The sequence below is a fragment of the Paracoccus sp. L-17 genome (assembly GCF_056857655.1).
Genome location: NZ_JBSXNM010000040.1, coordinates 36,088 through 55,038, shown reverse-complemented (window position 1 = coordinate 55,038; position 18,951 = coordinate 36,088). Strand labels below are relative to the sequence as shown.

The following is an 18,951-nucleotide window of genomic DNA, read 5'->3' as shown; positions in this document are numbered from 1 at the left end:
GCGGCGCGATCCCGGATAATCTGAGTGGCATGGATACTCGCGCCGATCACCCGACCTGTCCCGACCTGCCGAAGCCGCGCAGCTTCTGGCAGCGCATAGGCGACCGGCTGGCGGCATTGCTGGGCAGCCCGCGCGCCGTGGCGCCGGAACGATCGGTCGCCTTTACCATCGGCGTGATCGCACTCGGCGCCAAGCTGGCCAAGGCCGACGGCACCGTCGCCCGATCCGAGGTGACGGCCTTCCGCCGTGTCTTCATCATACCGCGCGCCGAGGAAAAGAACGCCGCCCGCGTCTTCGACCTGGCGCGGCAGGACGTGGCCGGCTTCGACGCCTGGGCGCGGCGCATCGCCGCGATGTTCGCGCCCGGCGATCCGGTCCTGGCCGACGTGATCGAGGGATTGTGCATCATCGCCGTCGCCGATGGCGAGATGCACGAATCCGAGATCGCCTTCATCGACGAGGTCGGCCGCATCTTCGGCCTGACGCCCGCCCGCATCGCCACGATCCGCGCAAGCCACGATCCGAAGGCTGGCTGTCCGCCCTGCGAAATCCTGGGCGTGACCCCGGATACCCCGCTGCCCGAAGCCCGCAAACGCTGGCGCAGCCTGATCCGCGAGGCTCATCCCGACCGTGCCATCGCCCGCGGCCTGCCCCCCGAGGCCGTGCGCATGGCCGAGGCCCGGACCCGGCGGCTGAACGAGGCCTGGGAAAAGTTCCGCGCCATGCATGATGCGCCGCCGCCCAACGCCGCGTGAGGCGGTTGTAGCCCCCCTGCACCGAGGCTAGAGTGGCGCTCCAGAAGCGGGTGGCGGATGACCGAGACGAAGCAGGCATATCAGGTTCTGGCCCGGAAATACCGGCCGGAAACCTTCGCGGATCTGGTCGGTCAGGACGCGATGGTGCGCACGCTGAGGAACGCCTTTGCCGCCGACCGGATCGCGCAGGCCTTCATCATGACGGGCATTCGCGGGACCGGCAAGACCACCACCGCCCGGATCATCGCCAAGGGCATGAACTGCATCGGCCCCGACAGCGCAGGCGGCCCGACGACCGAGCCTTGTGGCGTCTGCGAACATTGCGTGGCGATCAGCGAGGGGCGCCATGTCGATGTCATGGAAATGGATGCGGCATCGCGGACGGGCGTGGGCGACATCCGCGAGATCATCGAATCCGTTCACTATCGCGCGGCCTCGGCGCGCTACAAGATCTATATCATCGACGAGGTGCACATGCTGTCGACCAGCGCGTTCAATGCGCTGCTGAAGACGCTGGAGGAACCGCCCCCGCATGTGAAGTTCATCTTCGCCACCACCGAAATCCGCAAGGTGCCCGTCACGGTTCTGTCGCGCTGCCAGCGGTTCGATCTGCGTCGCATCGAACCCGAGGTGATGATCGGTCTCCTGCGCCGGATCGCGGGATCCGAAAACGCCCAGATCACCGATGAGGCGCTGGCGCTGATCACGCGGGCGGCCGAGGGCAGCGCGCGCGATGCGACCAGCCTGCTGGACCAGGCGATCAGCCACGGCGCCGGCGAGACGGGGGCGGATCAGGTCCGTGCCATGCTGGGCCTGGCCGATCGGGGCCGGGTCATCGACCTGTTCGAGATGATCCTGCGCGGCGATGCGGCCGCCGCCCTGACCGAATTGCAGTCGCAATATGCGGGCGGCGCCGATCCGGTGGCGGTTCTGCGCGATCTGGCCGAGATCACGCATTGGATTTCGGTCGTCAAGATCACGCCCGAAGCGATCGAGGATCCGACCATTTCCCCGGATGAACGCACGCGCGGCAAGGATCTGGCCGACCGGTTGGCGATGCGGGTCCTGACGCGGCTGTGGCAGATGTTGTTGAAATCGCTGGACGAGGTCTCGGCGGCGCCCAATGCGATGATGGCGGCCGAAATGGCGATCATCCGGTTGACCCATGTGGCCGATCTGCCCGACCCCGAGGCGCTGATCCGCAAGGTCCAGCAATCGGCGGCGGCGGGCGATTTCGCGCGCCAGGCCGCGCCCGCCGGGACCGATCAGCAGGCGCCGCGCGCGGCGGCCCGCCCGGCCCCTGCCATCGGCGTCGGGGCCGGCGGGACTGCGGCGGCTCTTGCGGTTTCGCCCCAGGCCTTTGCCGCCTTTCCCGATTTTGCCTCGGTGCTTGATCTGATCCGCCGCATGGGTGACATGCTGCTGCTGGTGCAGGTTGAAAATCACGTCGGGCTGGTCCGTTACAGCCCCGGCCGGATCGAATTCGAGCCGCGTGGCAACGGCCCCGCCGATCTGGCGCAAAGGCTTGGCGAACGCCTGCGCGGCTGGTGCGGCGGGCAGCGTTGGGCAGTCAGCGTCGTCGGCAGTGGCGGTGCGCCCACCATCGCAGAAACCCGCGCGGCCGAATTGGAGGCGGCACGCAAGCGGGCGTTGGAATTGCCGATCGTGCAGCAAGTGATGGCAACCTTTCCCGGCGCCAGACTGAAAACGGTCACGAAGATCGCTCGGCCGCCCGAGGACGCGGCGGAAATCGCGGCCGAGGGTGCGGCGAACCCGCATGAAATCACAGATGGTCCCGTCGCCGAAGTCGATGAATGGGACCCGTTCGAGGATGAGGATTGAGACGATGATGAAAGGTCTGGGCGGTTTGGGCGACATGTCCAAGATGATGAAGGCCGCCAAGGAGATGCAGGACAGGATGCAGAAGATGCAGGATGATCTTGCATCGGTGACGGTGACCGGCGAATCCGGCGCCGGGCTGGTCAGGGCGACCGCCACCGCCAGGGGCGAATTGACCGCGCTGGAGATCGATCCCTCGATCTTCCAGCCCAGCGAGAAAGAGGTGGTCGAGGATCTGATCCTCGCCGCGATCAAGGATGCGCAGAAGCGGGCGCAGGACAGGATGCAGTCGGAAATGTCGCGCATGACCTCGGAACTGGGCTTGCCGCCGGACATGAAGCTTCCGTTCTAGGCCCCTGTCAGAAATGGCCGAGGGCAGCGACGACATTCAGGCTCTGGTGGCGCTGATGGCGCGGCTGCCGGGGCTGGGTCCGCGTTCTGCGCGGCGCATCGTTCTGGCGCTGATCCGCAAGCGCAGCGGCCAGATGGTGCAGCTTTCCCAGCTTCTGGACAGGGTCGCGGTCAATTCGCGCGAATGTCTGACCTGCGGCAACATCACCGATCGCGACGAATGCGCGATCTGTGCCGATCCGCGCCGCGCCAATGGCGAAATCTGCGTCGTCGAGGACGTGGCCGATCTGTGGGCGCTGGAACGGGGGCGCGTCTTTGGCGGCCGCTATCATGTCCTGGGCGGCACGATGTCGGCGCTGGACGAGGTTGGCCCCGAGGATCTGGGGATCCCCACCCTGGTGGATCGTGTCTGCCGCGATGGCGTGACCGAGGTGATCCTGGCGCTGAACGCCACCGTCGATGGCCAGACCACCGCCCATTACATCGCCGAGGCGCTGGCGGGCAGCGGTGTCGTCGTGACCGGCCTTGCCCAGGGCGTTCCCATCGGCGGAGAGCTGGATTATCTGGACGACGGCACGATCAGCGCTGCGCTGCGGGCAAGACGAAGGCTTTAGAATTCGCAATCCCTTGCGGCAGGGCGGGCGGGCGCTATGCTGCCGCCCTCATCGAACAAGGGGTGCGTGGTGAAGGTCGATCTGGTCATCTTCGATTGCGACGGTGTCATTGCCGACAGCGAAATCCTTTCGGCCGAGGTGCTCATCCAACAACTCGCCGCCGAAGGGCTTGCGCTGAGCGCCGAGGATGTGCGCCGCGATTTCCTGGGGCGCAGCTTTCCCACCGTGGCCGAAACCATACGCCGCCGCCATGACCGCGCCTTGCCGCCCGGTTTCGAGGCCGACTACCGCAGCCGCCTGCTGTCCCGGTTCGAGACCGAGCTACGCCCGACGCCGGGGTTCGCGCGCATGATCGAGGCCCTGGACCGGCCGGTCTGCGTGGCCACCTCCTCAAGCAGGCCGCGGGTGAATAAGACACTTGAAATCCTTGGTTTGACAGCGTTTTTCAACGCCGATGTCTTTACCGCAAGCCAGGTCGAACGCGGCAAGCCGGCGCCTGATCTGTTCCTGTTCGCGGCCCGCCGAATGGGCGTCCCGCCCCCGGCCTGCCTGGTGGTCGAGGACAGCGCGCCGGGCCTTCAGGCGGCGGCTGCGGCGGGGATGCCGCATCTGCATTATACCGGCGGAAGCCATCTGTCGGGCGCCGGCCCCGGCGATGGCCCGACCGAAAGCTTTGACAACTGGGCCGATTTCGCGCACCTCTTGATGAGGCTGGAGGAGGGACAGGCCAGGCCATGACCCATGGACGCTTCACCCCCGAGGCGACGCGCCTGGACGATGCGGCACGCGCCGGCTGGCTGTATTACGTGGCCGGCAACACGCAGGACGAGATCGCGCGCAAGCTGGGCGTCAGCCGCCAATCGGCGCAACGCCTTGTGGCAATGGCGGTGGCCGAACGGCTGGTCAAGGTGCGCCTGGATCATCCGATCGGTCGCTGCATGGACCTTGCCTATGAGATGAAACACCGTTTCGGGCTGAAAAGCTGCGAGGTGGTGCCCTCGGACCCCGAAGCGCCCGATCTGCTGACCGGCATAGCCATCTCGGCGGCGGCCGAGCTTGAGCGGGTGCTGAAATCGTCCGAACGCCGGGTTGTCAGCCTCGGGACCGGGCGGGCGCTGAAAGCGACGGTCGAGCAATTGCCGCGCATGTCCTGCCCGCAGCACGTCGTCGTCTCGCGTCTGGGCAACATGATGCAGGACGGATCCGCCTCGCCCTATAACGCGACGATCCGTCTGGCCGAAAGGATCGGCGCAGCCCATTACCCCTATCCGCTGCCGGTTCTGGCCCGCAGCGCCACGGAACTGGCTGCGATGCGCGAACAAGAGGCAGTCCGCAACACCCTGCGTCAATGCGAAGAGGCGGACCTGTCTCTGGTCGGGATCGGACAGATGGACACCAGCGCACCGCTGTTTGTGGATGGATTCGCCAGTGCCGCCGAAATGGAGGATCTGAAATCCGCCGGTGCCGTGGGCGAGATCACCAGTTGGGTCTATGACCGGGCAGGCAAGGTGATCGATTGCGATTTCAACGCCCGCGTGGCCTCGGCCCCGCTGCCACGCGCCGCCGATCGCCCGGTGATCGCGGTGGCCACAGGCGAGGCCAAGCTGCCCGCGATTCGCGCCGCCCTGACCGGGCATCTGATCAACGGTCTGATCACCTCGGAAGCCACTGCAGAGCGACTACTGACATGATCGGAACCGAGAAAATCCATTCATATCGGCCATTTGCACGGGAAGACCGGACCTTGCCTGCAAATGTATTGACAGAATCGGGCAGGAAGATGAATATTTGCCCACCGGTAGAGCAAATGCCCAACCGCCAAGGGAGGAACTACATGAAGACGACCATCCGCGCCCTGCTGGGCGCTTCCGCGCTTTGCGCCGTGGGCGGCATTGCCGCGGCGCAGGAAACCACGCTGACCATCGCCACCGTCAATAACGGCGACATGATCCGGATGCAGGGTCTGACCAGCGACTTCACCGAGAAGAACCCCGACATCAAGCTTGAATGGGTGACACTGGAAGAGAACATCCTGCGCGAGCGCGTAACCACCGACATCGCCACGCAGGGCGGCCAGTATGACGTGCTGACCATCGGCACCTACGAGGTTCCGATCTGGGCCAAGCAACAATGGCTGGTGCCGCTGGACGATCTGGGCGCCGATTACGACGCCGGCGACCTGCTGCCCGCCGTCCGCGAGGCGCTGTCGGTCGATGGCACGCTTTATGCGGCCCCCTTCTATGGCGAATCCGCGATGGTGATGTATCGCACCGACCTGGCCGAAAAGGCCGGTGTCACCATTCCCGACAGCCCGACCTGGGCCGATATCAAGACCGCCGCCGAAAAGATGACCGACAAGGCCAATGAAACCTACGGCATCTGCCTGCGCGGCAAGCCCGGCTGGGGCGAGAACATGGCCTTCCTGACCGCAATGGCCAACAGCTATGGCGCGCGCTGGTTCGACATGGACTGGAAACCGCAATTCGACAGCGCGGAATGGAAGGCGGCATTGACCGATTATCTGGACCTGATGACCAATTACGGTCCGCCGGGTGCCTCGTCCAACGGCTTCAACGAGAACCTGTCGCTGTTCCAGCAGGGAAAATGCGGCATGTGGATCGACGCGACCGTCGCCGCCAGCTTCGTGACCGACCCGGAAAACTCTAAAGTGGCCGACAGCGTGGGCTTCGCGCAATTCCCCAACAAGGAAGGCGTGGACAATCACGGCAACTGGCTGTGGGCATGGAGCCTGGCGATCCCGGCCTCGTCGAAGCAACAGGATGCGGCGAAGCAGTTCATCGCCTGGGCAACATCGAAGGGCTATACCGAGTTGGTTGCCAGCAAGGATGGCTGGCGCGCCGCACCTCCGGGCACGCGGACCTCGCTTTATGAGAATCCCGAATACCAGAAAGAGGCGCCTTTCGCCGCGATGACGCTGAAATCCATCGATTCGGCGAATACGCAGAAATCCTCGGTTCAGGATATTCCCTATACGGGGGGGCAATTTGTCGCGATCCCGGAATTCCAGGGGATCGGCACGGCGGTGGGCCAGCAATTCTCGGCCGCACTGGCCGGGCAGATGTCGGCCGAGGACGCCCTGGCCGCTGCGCAGTCCAATACCACCCGCGAGATGACGCGGTCGGGCTACATCAAGTAGGCTTTGAAATAGCGCCGTCCGGCCCGTCCGGGCGGCGCGACAAGGAATGGGGGGAAGGCGCGGGCCGCGTGGCCCCGCCGCCCGAGGAGGAGCAAGATCATGGCAACACGCCAGACCGCCAGCCTCGCGCGGCTGATGCGCGCACCAGCGATCATCCTTTTGCTGATCTGGATGGTAATCCCGCTGGGAATGACGCTTTACTATTCGTTCCTGAACTACAACCTGCTCAATCCCAGTGTCACAAGCTGGGCGGGCTGGTTCAACTATCAATATTTCTACACCGATCCGGCCTTCCTTGAATCGATCTGGAACACGATCGTGCTGGTCCTGGGCGTCCTGCTGATCACCGTCTGCGGCGGCATCGGCATCGCCATGCTGATCGACAAGCCGATCTTCGGACAGGGTATCGTGCGGATCCTGGTGATCAGCCCTTTCTTCGTCATGCCGCCGGTCGCGGCCCTGATCTGGAAAAACATGATCATGCATCCCAGCTACGGGGTGTTCGCCGACATCGCCAAGTTCTTTGGCGCAAGCCCGGTGGACTGGTTCGCGCAATTTCCTTTGCTGTCGATCATCATCATCGTCGCCTGGCAATGGCTGCCCTTCGCAACGCTGATCCTGCTGACCGCGCTGCAATCGCTGGATGGCGAGCAGATGGAGGCCGCGGAAATGGACGGAGCGCCCGCAATCAGCCGCTTCATCCATCTGGTGCTGCCGCATATGGCCCGCGCAATCACCGTGGTCATCCTGATCCAGACCATCTTCCTGCTGGGGATCTACGCGGAAATCCTGGTGACCACCAATGGCGGACCGGGTTTCGCCTCGACCAACCTGACCTTCCTGATCTACCGCGCCGCCCGGCTGAACTTCGATATCGGCGGCGCCGCGGCGGGCGGGATCATCGCCGTCATCCTGGCCAATATCGTCGCCATCTTCCTGATGCGCGCCGTCGGCCGGAACCTGGACTGAGGGGACATCATGGCACGCGCGGTTTCCAGAAACGCGAAGATCGGTTGGACCATCGCCGCCTGGTCGGTGGCGCTGATCATCTTCTTTCCGATCCTCTACACGATCATCACCAGCCTGAAGACCGAGCAGGAGGCGATTTCCGGCTTCAACCTGATCCCCTCCTTCAGCCTGTCCAGTTACGAGGCGGTGCAGAGCCAGAACAACTACTGGCGGCCGTTTTCCAACTCGGTCGTGATCGCGGTCGGCTCGACGCTGCTGGCGCTGATCGTGGCGATTCCGGCGGCCTGGGCAATGGCCTTCTCGCCCACCAAGCGCACCAAGGACATCCTGATGTGGATGCTGTCCACCAAGATGATGCCGGCCGTCGCGGTGCTGGTGCCGATCTATCTGATCTTCCTGCGCACCGGGCTGATGGACACCCGGACCGGGCTGGTCGTCGTGCTGATGCTGATGAACCTGCCGATCGTGGTCTGGATGCTCTATACCTATTTCCGCGAGATTCCGGGCGAGATCCTGGAAGCCGCGCGGATGGACGGCGCCAGCCTGCGGGACGAGATCCTGTATGTGCTGACGCCGATGGCGGTGCCGGGCATCGCCTCGACCCTGCTTTTGAACATCATCCTGGCCTGGAACGAGGCGTTCTGGACGATCCAGCTGACCACCACCAATGCCGCGCCGCTCTCGGCCTTCATTGCCTCGTTCTCCAGCCCGCAGGGGCTGTTCTGGGCGAAACTTTCGGCGGCATCGACCATGGCGATCGCCCCGATCCTGATCCTGGGCTGGTTCAGCCAGAAACAACTTGTCCGCGGCCTGACCTTCGGCGCGGTGAAATAGGAGACCACGATGGGACAGATCACCCTGGAAGAGGTGGCCAAGCGGTTCGGCGAGGTCGAGGTTATCCCGCCGCTGGACCTGACCATCGAGGACGGCGAATTCGTGGTCTTCGTGGGGCCCTCGGGCTGCGGCAAGTCCACCCTGCTGCGCCTGATCGCGGGGCTGGAAGATGTCAGCGGCGGGCGCATCCTGATCGACGGCACCGATGCCACGGATGCCTCGCCGGCGAAACGCGGGCTGGCGATGGTGTTCCAGTCCTATGCGCTTTACCCGCACATGTCGGTCAGGAAGAACATCGCCTTCCCGATGCGGATGGCCGGCTTGTCCAAGGACGAACAGGACCGCCGGATCGAGGCCGCGGCCAAGGCGCTGAACCTGACCAATTACCTGGACCGCCGGCCCGGCCAGTTGTCGGGCGGCCAGCGCCAGCGCGTCGCCATCGGCCGCGCGATCGTGCGCGAACCCTCGGCCTTCCTGTTCGACGAACCGCTGTCAAACCTGGATGCCGCGCTGCGCGTGGGAATGCGGCTGGAAATCAGCGAATTGCACAACCGGCTGAAGACCACGATGATCTATGTCACCCACGACCAGGTCGAGGCGATGACCATGGCCGACAAGATCGTGGTGCTGCAGGCCGGGCGGATCGAACAGGTCGGCAGCCCGCTGGATCTGTATCTGCGCCCCAGGAACGTCTTCGTTGCAGGTTTCATCGGCAGCCCGAGGATGAACCTCTTTTCGGGTCCGACCGCCGCCGAATACGGGGCCGAGACCATCGGCGTGCGTCCCGAACACATCGCCATCTCGGCCGAGGGCGGGAAATGGAAGGGACGGATCGGCGTCAGCGAACATCTGGGCTCGGACAGCTTCTTCTATGTCGAGGAAACCGGGCTGACCGAAACCATCACCGTTCGCTCGGACGGTGAATTGGGCTTTCGGCACGGCGACACCGTCTGGCTGACGCCGAACGAAGAGCGCATTCACCGGTTCGACAAGACCGGAGACCGGATCGCATGATGCGACTGGACGGCAAATCCGCACTGATCACCGGCGCGGCACGCGGCATCGGGCTGGAATTCGCCCGCGCCTATGCGGCCGAGGGCGCGCGGGTGGCGATCTGCGACATCAATGCCCAGGCCGCGGCGGATGCCGCCGCGGCACTTGGCGATGCCGCCATCGCGGTGCGGCTGGACGTGACCGACCAGAAATCGATCGACACCTGCGTGGCCGAGGTCGAGGAGGCCTTTGGTGGCATCGACATCCTTGTCAACAACGCGGCCCTGTTCACCGCCGCCCCCCTGACCGAGATCACGCGCGCCGATTACGATCGCATCTTCGCCGTCAACGTCTCGGGGACCCTGTTCATGATGCAGGCGGTCGCGCGTGTCATGATCCGTCGCGGCAGCGGCGGGCGCATCATCAACATGGCCAGCCAGGCCGGGCGCCGCGGCGAACCGCTGGTCGCCGTCTATTGCGCCAGCAAGGCTGCCGTCATCAGCCTGACGCAATCGGCGGGCCTGAACCTGATCCGCCATGGCATCAACGTCAACGCCATCGCGCCAGGCGTCGTGGAAGGCGAACACTGGGACGGCGTGGATGCCTTCTTCGCGAAATACGAAGGCAAGGAGCCCGGCCAGAAAAAGGCCGAGGTCGCCGCCGCCGTTCCCCATGGCCGCATGGGAACCGCTGCCGACCTGACCGGGATGGCCATCTTCCTCGCCTCGAACGAGGCCGATTACATCCTCGCCCAGACCTACAATGTCGATGGCGGACAATGGATGAGCTGATCCGCGCGACGCCTTGCCCCCTGCCCCGAGGCCCGCGTCCTCCGCGGGCGTTTTTCGAAGAAAGGTCCAGACATGGCCGCCACACTTTCGCAATCCATGCTGAGCGATCTGCCCGACCATGTCGGGCGCCCCGGCTATGATCGCGGCGCGCTGAAACCCGGTATCCTGCATGTGGGCATCGGCAATTTTCACCGCGCGCACATGGCTTTCTACCTGGACCGGCTGTTCGACACCGGCGAGGGGCATGACTGGGCGTTGATCGGCGCGGGCGTCCGTCCGGGCGATGCGGCGATGCGCGACCGACTGGCGGCGCAGGACTGGCTGACGACGGTGGTCGAACTGGACCCGAAGGGCCTGAGCGCCCGCGTCATCGGCTCGATGGTCGATTTCGTCGAGGTCGATCCGGCCAGGGTCATCGCCGCGATGGCCGATCCCGCGATCCGGATCGTGTCGCTGACCATCACCGAGGGCGGCTACTACGTCGATGCCAAGACCGACGGCTTCGACGCGGCCCATCCCGATATCGCCCACGACGCCGACAATCCGGACGCGCCGCGCACCGTCTTCGGCATGATCCTGGCGGCGTTGCGCGCGCGCCGCGCGGCGGGTGAGGCGCCCTTCACGGTCATGTCCTGCGACAACCTGCCCGAAAACGGTCATGTCTGCGCGCGCACCGTGACAGAACTGGCGCAGTTGTCCGATCCCGGCCTGGCCGAATGGATCCGCCAGAATGTGGCATTCCCGAATTCCATGGTCGATTGCATCACCCCCGCCACCTCGGACCGCGAACGCGCGCTGGTGCGGGACAAATTCGGCATCATCGACGCCGCGCCCGTGGTCTGTGAACCCTTCCGCCAATGGGTGCTGGAAGACAATTTCCCGCAGGGCCGCCCGCCGCTGGAAAAGGTCGGCGCTGAATTCGTGACCGATGTCAGCCGGCACGAATTGATGAAGCTGCGTATCCTGAATGGCGGTCACGCCGCCATCGCCTATCCTTCCGCGCTGCTGGGCCACCACTTCGTCCATGATGCGATGGCCGATCCCCGGATCGCCGCCTGGCTGCGCGCGCTGGAGGAACGCGAGATCATCCCGACCCTGCCCCCGATCGAGGGCGTCAGCTACGAGGATTATCTCGACCTCATCCTCGGCCGTTTCGCAAATCCGGAAATCGGCGACACCATCCCGCGGCTGTGCCTCGACGGGTCTAACCGGCAGCCGAAATTCATCCTGCCGACTTTGGCCGACGCGTTGCGATCGGATGCCGCCATCGACGGGCTGGCGCAAGAGGTCGCCTTCTGGTGCCGCTATTGCGAACGTATCGACGAGGCCGGAAACGAGATCGCGCCCAATGACGAGAACAGCGACGCATTGCGCGACTATGCCCTGGCCGCGCGCCGCGATCCTTTGGCCTTCCTGTCGAACCGTGCCGTCTTTGGCGCACTGGCCGACAATCCGCGCTTTCAGGACGCTTTCGCCCGCAAGCTGAGACTGGTGCAGGATCAGGGTGTCGGCGCCGCGATCAGGACCTATCTGGGCTGACGCGGTGGCCCCGCCGTCCTGACGCCCGCTGTCGCCGCAAGGCCCACGCCGCCATGCGATCGCCCAGACACCGGAATGGCGGACCAGCCGGCCGCGCCCCTGCATCACTTGCCGCGGCGCGTCTCGCGCAGGACCGTTTCGACAAGGATCAGGACGCAACCAAGCGCCAGCACGAACCCTGCCGCGACGGGCCCCAGCACGGCGCTGTTCATCAGGATGGCGACAAGCAGAACGCCACCCAGAACCGACAGCGTCAGCCGCAGGTCGGCCACGAACATCCCGAAAAGCTCCCTGAAGACATCGCCCAGGATTGTCATGCCGGCCGCCCCGCGGCCAAGGCGCGCGCCAGATGGGCAAGGCCGATGCCCGCCAACAGGAAAAGCGCCGCCAGGGGCAAGAGTGCGAGATCCGCACCAGGCCACCGCACGCCCAGCCCTTCGCCGGTCCAGAACACGCCAAAGGCCGACAGCATGACGCCAACCCCGAACTTCAGCGTATTTTCAGGAACCTGGGCCAAGGGCTTGCGCAGAGCGGCGCCCAGGACCAGCACCAGGGCGCAGGCGGCAAGGGCGCCAAGCGAGGCCTCCCACAGCAGGCCCTTGCCGGCACCGATGGCGATGACGATGAAAGCGACCTCCAGGCCTTCGAGAAGAACGGCCTTGAACGCGGCGATGCCTGCAATCCACCGCAATGTCCGCGGCGCCCCCGTCCGTGACCTCAGATCGGCGGCTTCCCTTGCGTAAGCCGCGCTCTCGTCATGCAGCGCGATCACGCCGGCCCAGCGAAGAACGGCCTTTCGCAGCCAGCCCGTGCCGAACAGCAGCAGCAGGATCCCCACGACAAGCTGCAGCGTCCGGATCGGGATGAATCGAAGCGCCGGACCCAGCGTCAGAACGATCAGTCCCAGAACGACAATCGCCGCGGCGGCCCCGGCGACGGCCGGTCGCCAGCCGCGCGTGGTGCCCACCGCCAACACGATCGTGAAGGCCTCCACCACCTCGACGAGGGATGCAAGGAAAGCCGCGGCGACGGCGGGAAAAAGGGCGGTCCAGAAATCCGGCGACATGAAGCCTTCTCTCAATCGATCCTGGCTGCGGTGCGGCCGCGACTCTATTGTTGTGTTTACTACATCATCGAGGTAGCATTTTCAACATGATCGAAACCGACACGACTGACCCGACGGACGCAACCTTCTCGCAGCGAATCCTGGCTGTCGGGTCGCGGCTTTCGGCGGTCGAGGCGCGGGTTATCGACTGGCTTTCCCGCAATCGCGAGCATGGACTGCGCGCCTCTGCGGCGGAAATCGCGACGGCCGCGAAGACCAGTGACGCGACGGTGATCCGAACTGCGCGAAAGCTTGGTTATGGCGGGCTTGCCGAACTGCGTCGCGCGCTTGCCGAGGATCTGCGTCGTGACCTGACCCTGGCCGATCGCATGGCCAATGAACTGGCCCGGCCCGCCAGGGCGGCGGGACTGGAGTCTTCGGCACAGGCGTTTCGTGACGCTCTCGAGGCGATCGAGACGATGGCGCCCGCGCTCGTTTCGGATTTCGTCATGACGATGCGTTCGGCGCGCCGGATTCATGTCTTCGGCATCGGTCCGTCGGGCTTCATCGCCGGCTATTTCGCGGCGCAGCTGGTGCGCCTGGGTTTCGATGCACGCGCCATCCTGCGCACCGGACTGCAACTCGCCGATGATCTGATCGGCATCGGGCCGGGCGATGCGGTGATCGCGCTGGCCTATGATCGCCCCTATCCCGAGGTGCGGGCCCTGTTCGACAGGGCAAGCGGCCTGAAGCTGCGCTCGGTTCTGGTGACCTCGATGGGACCGCATATTCCCGATCTGCGCGCAGGCATCCTTGTGCGGGTTCCCCGCGGCCGGACCGGCGGCTTCGGGCTTCACGCGGGCACCCTCGCCCTGCTGGAGGGGCTGCTGATCGCGCTTTCGGCATCCGAGCCCGAAAAGACCAGATCGGCGCTTCAGCGATTGAACGCCGCGCGGCAGGCGCTTGCAGGTTCGGCCATGGGACTTTGACCGCGATCCGGTTCGCGCCGTTCGCCCGCCATTTCCGAACCTCTGCCGCGTCTTTCCCAGGGCGCGACGCCCTGCCCCACGGTCACGTCTTCCGCTCTCTGGACCAGCGCATCGAAGACCGCGCGAATCCGAGACAGGGCACGGAATTTTTCGTGCGTGAGAACGAACACCGGCAGGTCCGCGAGCGTCATCTCGGGCAGGACGCACGCCAGTCGGGGCTCGGCCTGCGTGGGGGGGGGCGGCAGCAGGTCCGCTGGGGGGCTGGCCTGGCAACGAATGTCCGGTCAGAACCGCATCGCCGCGGCTGCGAAACGTCCAGGCGGGATGGCGGGCGTACCGACCGGGCCATTGCAGACCTGACCTGTCCGATCTGGGCAAGGCCCCTTGCCCGTCTGCTTGATGAACCGCAACGGATATCGGCCGTTCAAACGGGTGCGTTCGCTGGCTTCTTCGACGCCATCGGCACGCAGATGACCGAGGGCCCCAGGCGCAAGGCACGGCTTTGGCGGCATGATCCGTGCGTGGGCCCGCCGGGCCGCATGACCTCGGCTGCGTCCGGCGGCCTGAAGAACGGATGCTGTTTTCTCCGACCCGGTCGCCGCAGCGCCGCCTGCGCGACCCCTCCAGGAGCATGTGCGACATTGCGGCGCGACATTGCCGCGCGGGTCATTCTCTGCTTGAACCTGTAGCCGGTTTAGGTTGTAGGCAGACCCTCGAATGAGGTTTCCATCCCTCCGTAGAGGCAAAAGGGACAGGGCATGAAAAGCATTTGCGGCGGGCGGCCTGCTGATCAGGACAGCGAACCGGGCCCTTGCCCATGAGGCGCCTGGTCATCGAGATACGGACGCAAGCGTCCTGCGGATGCTGTGGCGGCTGGAGCCCACTGATGCATAAGGCGCGATGCTGGCGGCATGGTTCTGGCGGGGCTCGACCGCAGCCCACGGGTCCGTGCCTCCCATCCCTGCAATCCGGGTCGCGCGTGCGCAATGATCTTTGAAACTGCAAGCCGCCGACGGTCGGACCCCAGAGACAGGGACACGCATCGAATCCCCCGGCCGCTGACGGCTGGCGGTTTTCGGCGATCCGTCGCCGGTGCGGTCGGCCCGGACCGGGTCACCGCATGAACGTCGCGATCCTCGACCCGCTAGGACCGAGCCTGTCTCCGGTCGCGCTTGCCGTTCTTGGCGGCGTCGCGTGGCTCTATCTGCGCGGCATGGGCCGGCCCCGCATCGTCGGCGAACAGGTCGGACCGGTCCGGCACGGCCTGTTCGCGGCCGGAATGCTGCTGTTGGCCCTGGCCTTCGAAGGGCCGCTGGCGGGCGCGGGGCAAAGCCTTTTCCTGGCGCATCAGGTTCAGCATCTGGTCATCCGGCTGCTGGGGCCGTTGCTGTTCATCCTGGCCTATCCCTGGCCGGTCCTGCGGGCGGGTCTGCCCCGGCCGGTTCGCCGCTGGCTCGGGCGGCGCAAAGACCATCCCGCGGCACAGAGCGCAGCGCGAGCCCTGTCCCGCGTCGGCACAAGCTTCGTCCTGCTGGTCGCGTCGCTCTATGTCTGGCAGGTGCCGGTGCTGCACAACGCGGCGGTCGCCATGCCGCCGCTGGCGCTTGTGGCGCATCTCGGCATGACGCTGGCGGGTCTGAACTTCTTTGCCGTCACGCTCGACCGGCGCAGCCCGCCCGAGGGCGCACCCCACGGAAAGCGGCTTCTGGCGCTGGTCGGTGTCATCGTCTCGAACATCCTGCTCGGCTCGCTCACCACGATGAAGGAGATGGTGCTCTATCCCGCATATGACGCCGCCGGACGGCTGTGGGATTTCGCGCCAATGGCCGACGAGGCGACCGGGGGTTACACGATCTGGGTTCCCTCGTCCTTCGTCATCCTGGCGGCCATCATCCTGGCCTTCAACGGCTGGAACCGGACCGAGGTCCGACGCTGGAACGCGCGGCACAACTGGAGCGGATCGAACTCGGCCGCGCTCGAATTTCCCGAAACCGCGTATGAGTTGCGACTGAAGGTGGCCGAGTCAAACCGCCGCATGGGTCGCACGCTGGCGCTGATTTCGGTCGCGATGTTCGCCACCGTGATCATTACCGGCGCGACAATCATCTACGCCTTCTAAGAGACCAAGATGCCGATCCCTGCACCCCGAACCGCCCGGCTTCGTCCGATCCGGCCCCGCGTCTTGCTGCCTGTTGCGGCCCTGACCATGCCTTCCGTCGCGCTGGCTCATGGCGGCGAAGGCCTTTCGGCCGCCGAAGCCTGGACGGCCTGGAACCTCACCCCCGAAATCAGCGGTCCGATCCTGCTGATCCTGGCGGTCTACCTGCGCGGCGCGTGGCGCCGCCGTTCCGTTACAGGACCGGTCCCGGCCCTGCGGCATGTCCTTTTCGGGGGTGGAATCCTGGCGCTGTTCCTGTCGCTGCAATCGCCGGTCGATCCGATGGGCGAACGGTTGTTTCTCGCCCATCAGATCCAGCATCTTTTGCTTCGGATGGTGGGGCCGATGCTGGTCGTTCTGTCGCGTCCTCAGGGCCTGCTGATCGCGGGCCTGCCGGAATTCCTGCGCAAGTGGCTGGTAGCGCCGCTGATGACCGACGGCGCGGTCTCGGGACTTTACCGCCGTCTGACCGGCCCGGTCACGGCATTCGTGATCTTTCTTCTATCGCTCTATTTCTGGCAGATTCCGCCGATCCACAACGCCGCCCTGCTTGATCCGGCGATCCACTGGACGATGCATCTGACGATGCTGGCGGGCGGGCTGGTGTTCTTCGCGATGATCTTCGACCGGCGCGACCTGCCCTCTGACCCGTCGCACTTTCTGCGTGTCGTGCTGCTGTTCGCGGCGATCGTGTCGAACATTCTTCTCGGCGCGATCACGGTTTTCAAGACCAGCATCCTCTACACCGCCTACGACATCGAGGGGCGGCTTTTCGGCATCGCGCCCTTGACCGACGAGACCGCCGGCGGCTTTATCCTCTGGGTGCCGGGCAGCATGATGCTGGTGATCGCCATACTGGTTGTCGTCTTCGACTGGAACCGGACGGAGGGAAAGCGGCTGCGGCGAGGTCGGGACATGGCCGGACCGGTCCGGGGTTCGGTTTCGTCCGGCGGCGACTATGGAAGAAGACCGGCCCGCGCGGCGACGGCGGCAAACAACCGTCTGGGTCTGCTTCTGGGCCTCGGGGTGCTGACGATATTCGGACTGATCCTCGGCACGGGTATCTTCATCCTGTCGGTCGGCTGACAGCCTGGTCGAAAAACGCCGGACGGGCGCGCGCGCGGGGCCGCAATCGGCGGCGGGGATCAGCGTCGTTCAGTGCATGTCACCAGCGGGATCGGCGACGCAGGATCGCCGGCAGCACGACCAGCGCGGCCGCCCCGGCGAGCCAGATGAGGATCAGGCCAGCCTTGGCCAGGACATGGACCGGGCCTATCGCCCAGCCGACCAGCCCATCGACATTCGCCGCGTCGCGCAACGCCGAAGCCTCGCGGCCAAGGCCGAACCAGCGCGCGAAACCGACGCCAAGATCGGTGGCGGAGCCGGTCATGCCCGCGGCCCAGGCCAGGACCGGATCGACCAGCGCCCAGAGGCCAAGCGCGAGAAGGCTCCAGACGATCAGCCCGCCCAGAAGGACCGCGCCAGCGATGCGCGGGCCGCGCGCCGGGGCGATGTCGCCGAAGCCGCTGCGGTCGTCGCCGTGGCCGCCCCTGCCGGCATCGCGATATCGGTCCCCGCGGCGCCCGTGTTTCCCGGATCGAAAGAGATGGTTTCCCATGCTGCCTCTGTCCTCACATATGGCTCGGATCCTCGGTCTCGGCCGCCTCGGCGTCCTCGACCTGGATCGTGGTGTGGGTGATGGCGAAGTCCTCTTTCATCGCCTTGCGGGCCGCGGCAAGCACATCGCTGCCGCGGGCCGGGTCGTCCACGACCAGATGACAACTCATCGCGTCGAGGCCCGAGGTCAGGGTCCAGACATGCAGGTCGTGCACCCCGGTCACGGCCGGAATTTCCGCCAGCCGCCGGCGCAGCAACTCGGTATCGACATGGGCGGGCGTTCCCTCCATCAGGATGTTGAGCGCGCCTTTCAGCAAGATCCAGGTGCGCGGCACGATGAACAGCCCGATGGCGGCGCCGATGATCGGATCGGCGATGGTCCAGCCGGTCAGCATCACAACCAGCGCGGCCAGGATCACCCCGACCGAACCCAGCATGTCGGCCAGCACCTCGAAATAGGCGCCCTTGAGGTTCAGGCTTTCCTGCGACCCGGCATGAAGCATCTTCATCGAGATCAGGTTGACGATCAGCCCCGCCACAGCCACCGCCAGCATCGGGCCGCCGAGGATTTCGGGCGGCGCGAAAAGCCGCGCCCAGGCCTCGCGCAGCACGAAAACGGTGACGATCAGCAGCACCACGGCGTTGACCAACGCCGACAGCACCTCGGTGCGGACATAGCCGAAGGTCATCCGCGGCGTCGCCGGCCGTTCGGCAAAACGCACCGCGACCAGGGCCATGAACAGCCCGCCCACGTCGGTCGCCATATGCGCGGCATCCGCCAGAAGTGCCAGGCTGCCGGTCCACAGCCCGCCCACCACCTCGACGACGAGGAATGTTCCGGTCAGCGCCAGCGCCCAGCGAAGGCTGCCCTTGTGGCGGCTGGCAGAGGTTCCGCCGCCCTGTCCGCCACCGTGATCATGTCCCGCTCCCATGCCGGTCTCAGTCGAAGATTTCGCTGAGCCAGGATTTGCGGCGGCGGCCATGCTTGCCATAGCCGCTGCCATGGTGCCCGCCACCGTGCTTGCCATAGCCGCCGCCATAGCCGCGTTCTTCCGCATAGCCGCGCGGTTCGGCCGGTTCGGGCGCGCGCTGTGGCGCCACGTCCGCCGCACTGCGCTCGATGATCTTGTCGAGTTCGCCCCGGTCCAGCCAGACGCCCCGGCAATCGGGGCAGAAATCGATCTCGACACCCTGCCTGTCGGCCATGCTCAGCGGCACGTCACAGACCGGGCAGCGCATCTTGCCGCCTCCCCCTTGCGGGCCGCGCCCGGCATCATTCACGTCAGCCACCATCCGTCGA

The 18,951-nt window shown here is 65.7% G+C and carries 20 protein-coding genes; 15 read left to right on the top strand and 5 right to left on the bottom strand.

Annotated features, from left to right (window positions below; genetic code table 11):
• Nucleotides 1–29: 29 nt before the first annotated feature.
• The 12 genes from AC13CR_RS11660 (at nt 30) to AC13CR_RS11605 (ending at nt 11,842) form a co-directional block, all read left to right on the top strand.
• Nucleotides 30–755 (top strand): molecular chaperone DjiA, encoded by a 726-nt coding sequence (locus tag AC13CR_RS11660; protein ID WP_292952392.1) that lies wholly within the window; start codon nt 30–32, stop codon nt 753–755.
• A gap of 57 nt (nt 756–812) precedes the next feature.
• Nucleotides 813–2,597: a DNA polymerase III subunit gamma/tau gene (locus tag AC13CR_RS11655; RefSeq protein ID WP_292952389.1), complete on the top strand. Its 1,785-nt coding sequence runs from the start codon at nt 813–815 to the stop codon at nt 2,595–2,597.
• A 4-nt stretch (nt 2,598–2,601) separates the two neighbouring features.
• Nucleotides 2,602–2,946: a YbaB/EbfC family nucleoid-associated protein gene (locus tag AC13CR_RS11650; RefSeq protein ID WP_292952386.1), complete on the top strand. Its 345-nt coding sequence runs from the start codon at nt 2,602–2,604 to the stop codon at nt 2,944–2,946.
• A 13-nt stretch (nt 2,947–2,959) separates the two neighbouring features.
• Complete coding sequence (gene recR, locus AC13CR_RS11645) at nt 2,960–3,559, top strand: recombination mediator RecR (protein ID WP_292952383.1); 600 nt, start codon at nt 2,960–2,962, stop codon at nt 3,557–3,559.
• Between the two features lie 36 nt (nt 3,560–3,595).
• Nucleotides 3,596–4,297: an HAD family hydrolase gene (locus AC13CR_RS11640; RefSeq protein WP_482900778.1), complete on the top strand. Its 702-nt coding sequence runs from the start codon at nt 3,596–3,598 to the stop codon at nt 4,295–4,297.
• Nucleotides 4,294–5,250, top strand: a complete 957-nt coding sequence (locus tag AC13CR_RS11635) for a sugar-binding transcriptional regulator (protein WP_292952377.1) — start codon at nt 4,294–4,296, stop codon at nt 5,248–5,250. The genes AC13CR_RS11640 and AC13CR_RS11635 overlap by 4 nt, the downstream gene beginning before the upstream one ends.
• Nucleotides 5,251–5,393: 143 nt before the next feature.
• A complete protein-coding gene (locus AC13CR_RS11630) occupies nt 5,394–6,716 on the top strand; it encodes an ABC transporter substrate-binding protein (protein WP_292952374.1) in 1,323 nt (440 codons plus the stop codon).
• Nucleotides 6,717–6,815: 99 nt separating this feature from the next.
• The gene (locus AC13CR_RS11625; protein ID WP_292952371.1) at nt 6,816–7,685 is read left to right on the top strand and encodes a carbohydrate ABC transporter permease; all 870 of its coding nucleotides are present in this window, start codon (nt 6,816–6,818) and stop codon (nt 7,683–7,685) included.
• Nucleotides 7,686–7,694: 9 nt separating this feature from the next.
• Nucleotides 7,695–8,519: a carbohydrate ABC transporter permease gene (locus tag AC13CR_RS11620; protein WP_482900777.1), complete on the top strand. Its 825-nt coding sequence runs from the start codon at nt 7,695–7,697 to the stop codon at nt 8,517–8,519.
• 9 nt (nt 8,520–8,528) lie between these two features.
• Nucleotides 8,529–9,533 (top strand): ABC transporter ATP-binding protein, encoded by a 1,005-nt coding sequence (locus AC13CR_RS11615; protein ID WP_292952365.1) that lies wholly within the window; start codon nt 8,529–8,531, stop codon nt 9,531–9,533.
• Entirely contained in the window at nt 9,530–10,303 is a 774-nt protein-coding gene (locus AC13CR_RS11610) for an L-iditol 2-dehydrogenase (RefSeq protein WP_292952362.1), read from the top strand. The genes AC13CR_RS11615 and AC13CR_RS11610 overlap by 4 nt, the downstream gene beginning before the upstream one ends.
• A gap of 72 nt (nt 10,304–10,375) precedes the next feature.
• Nucleotides 10,376–11,842, top strand: a complete 1,467-nt coding sequence (locus AC13CR_RS11605; RefSeq protein ID WP_292952359.1) for a mannitol dehydrogenase family protein — start codon at nt 10,376–10,378, stop codon at nt 11,840–11,842.
• A gap of 104 nt (nt 11,843–11,946) precedes the next feature.
• On the opposite strand, the gene AC13CR_RS11600 is transcribed toward AC13CR_RS11605, so the two are convergent.
• Entirely contained in the window at nt 11,947–12,159 is a 213-nt protein-coding gene (locus AC13CR_RS11600) for a hypothetical protein (RefSeq protein WP_292952356.1), read from the bottom strand.
• The gene (locus AC13CR_RS11595; protein WP_292952353.1) at nt 12,156–12,908 is read right to left on the bottom strand and encodes a COG4280 domain-containing protein; all 753 of its coding nucleotides are present in this window, start codon (nt 12,906–12,908) and stop codon (nt 12,156–12,158) included. Before AC13CR_RS11595 ends, AC13CR_RS11600 begins: the two co-directional genes overlap by 4 nt.
• 86 nt (nt 12,909–12,994) lie before the next feature.
• Here AC13CR_RS11595 and AC13CR_RS11590 point away from each other — a divergent pair, with 86 nt between their 5' ends.
• The 3 genes from AC13CR_RS11590 (at nt 12,995) to AC13CR_RS11580 (ending at nt 17,120) form a co-directional block, all read left to right on the top strand.
• Nucleotides 12,995–13,876 (top strand): MurR/RpiR family transcriptional regulator, encoded by an 882-nt coding sequence (locus AC13CR_RS11590; RefSeq protein WP_292952351.1) that lies wholly within the window; start codon nt 12,995–12,997, stop codon nt 13,874–13,876.
• Between the two features lie 1,120 nt (nt 13,877–14,996).
• The gene (locus AC13CR_RS11585; protein WP_292952348.1) at nt 14,997–15,995 is read left to right on the top strand and encodes a cytochrome c oxidase assembly protein; all 999 of its coding nucleotides are present in this window, start codon (nt 14,997–14,999) and stop codon (nt 15,993–15,995) included.
• A gap of 87 nt (nt 15,996–16,082) precedes the next feature.
• The gene (locus AC13CR_RS11580; protein WP_446232243.1) at nt 16,083–17,120 is read left to right on the top strand and encodes a cytochrome c oxidase assembly protein; all 1,038 of its coding nucleotides are present in this window, start codon (nt 16,083–16,085) and stop codon (nt 17,118–17,120) included.
• Between the two features lie 79 nt (nt 17,121–17,199).
• Here AC13CR_RS11580 and AC13CR_RS11575 read toward each other — a convergent pair whose 3' ends face one another.
• Genes AC13CR_RS11575 through AC13CR_RS11565 form a run of 3 tightly spaced genes read right to left on the bottom strand, consistent with a single transcriptional unit; the run spans nt 17,200 to nt 18,890 of the window.
• Nucleotides 17,200–17,652, bottom strand: a complete 453-nt coding sequence (locus tag AC13CR_RS11575; protein WP_292952342.1) for a hypothetical protein — start codon at nt 17,650–17,652, stop codon at nt 17,200–17,202.
• A gap of 13 nt (nt 17,653–17,665) precedes the next feature.
• On the bottom strand, nt 17,666–18,583 hold the full coding sequence (locus AC13CR_RS11570) for a cation diffusion facilitator family transporter (protein WP_292952339.1): 918 nt from the start codon (nt 18,581–18,583) through the stop codon (nt 17,666–17,668).
• Between the two features lie 7 nt (nt 18,584–18,590).
• Nucleotides 18,591–18,890, bottom strand: a complete 300-nt coding sequence (locus AC13CR_RS11565; RefSeq protein ID WP_292952444.1) for a TFIIB-type zinc ribbon-containing protein — start codon at nt 18,888–18,890, stop codon at nt 18,591–18,593.
• Nucleotides 18,891–18,951: the final 61 nt, after the last annotated feature.